Genomic DNA, 1,274 nt, shown 5'->3' on the forward strand with positions numbered 1-1,274 from the left:
CCCCGGCCAGCGGCTGCGCGGCGGCGTACTCCTTGCGGATCGACATCAGGCCGGGCATCTCGTGCTCGGCGAGGGTGATCTCCTTGCGGCCGAAGGCCGCGAGGGAGAGGTCGGCGACCTTGAAGTCCGTGAAGTCAGCGGGCGCCTGCGAGGGCATGTGCACTCCTTGGGTTCTGGATGTTCCGGATGTTCCGGATGTTCCGTGGATCTCGGGGGTCGCTGTGCCGCTGTGGTCAGGCCCGGCGGCGTCCGGCGTTGAAGTAACCGGCCTCGGGGTGGTGCAGCACGATCGCATCGGTGGACTGCTCGGGGTGGAGCTGGAATTCCTCCGACAGCACGACTCCGATCCGCTCGGGCCGGAGCAGCTCCGCGATCTTGGCGCGGTCCTCCAGATCGGGGCAGGCGGGGTAGCCCAGGGAGTAGCGGCAGCCCTGGTACTCGGTACGGAACATGCCGTCCAGCGCGGCGGGCTCGGCTGTCGCGATGCCCAGTTCGGTGCGGACCCGGGCGTGCCAGTACTCCGCGAGCGCCTCGGCCAGCTGGACGGACAGCCCGTGCAGCTCCAGGTAGTCGCGATAGGCGTTGGCCTCGAACAGTTGGGCGGTCTCGCCGCCGATCCGCGAGCCGACGGTGACGACCTGGAGCCCGACCACGTCGGTCTCGCCGGACTCCTCCGGGCGGAAGAAGTCCGCGAGGCACAGGCGGCGGCCGCGTTGCTGGCGCGGGAAGGTGAAGCGGGTGCGCTCCGAGCCGTCCTCGTCGAGGATGATCAGGTCGTCGCCCTTGGAGACGCACGGAAAGTAGCCGTGGACAACGGCTGCTTCGAGAAGTCGGCCGGTCTGCAGCCGGCCGAGCCAGTGCCGCAGCCGGGGCCGGGCCTCGGTGTCGATCAACTGCGGTTCCTTGAGGCCCCATTGGCCCTTGAAGAGGGCGCCCTCGTCGAGCCAGGGGGCGTACTCCTTGAGCTGGATGCCCTTGACGACCCGGCTCCCCCAGAACGGCGGCGTCGGGACCGGATTGGTGACCGACACGTCCGAGCGGGCACCGTCCTGGGGCTCCTCGACGTCCAGCACCGCCGTCTCACGCTTGGGTACCCGGCGCTGCTTCAGCTCGGGAAGAGCCGCACCCGGCACCCCCCGCTTGACGGCGATGAGGGCGTCCATGAGGCGCAGCCCTTCGAAGGCGTCGCGGGCGTAGCGGACTTCGCCTTCGTAGATCTCGTGGAGGTCCTGTTCGACGTAGGCGCGGGTGAGGGCGGCGCCGCCGAGGATGAC

General features: G+C 69.8%; 2 protein-coding genes. Both read right to left on the reverse strand.

What is annotated here, in order from left to right:
- On the reverse strand, positions 1 to 157 hold a 157-nt coding region (locus E6R60_RS36415; RefSeq protein WP_136331016.1), incomplete at its 3' end, for an adenosylhomocysteinase.
- A gap of 76 nt (positions 158 to 233) precedes the next feature.
- Positions 234 to 1,274 (reverse strand): vitamin B12 dependent-methionine synthase activation domain-containing protein (locus E6R60_RS36420; RefSeq protein WP_276614128.1); only part of this gene is annotated, 1,041 nt, incomplete at its 5' end.

Origin of the sequence: Streptomyces sp. A0642 (assembly GCF_004795105.1) — a bacterium.
In the GTDB taxonomy this organism is placed as follows: Bacteria; Actinomycetota; Actinomycetes; order Streptomycetales; family Streptomycetaceae; genus Streptomyces.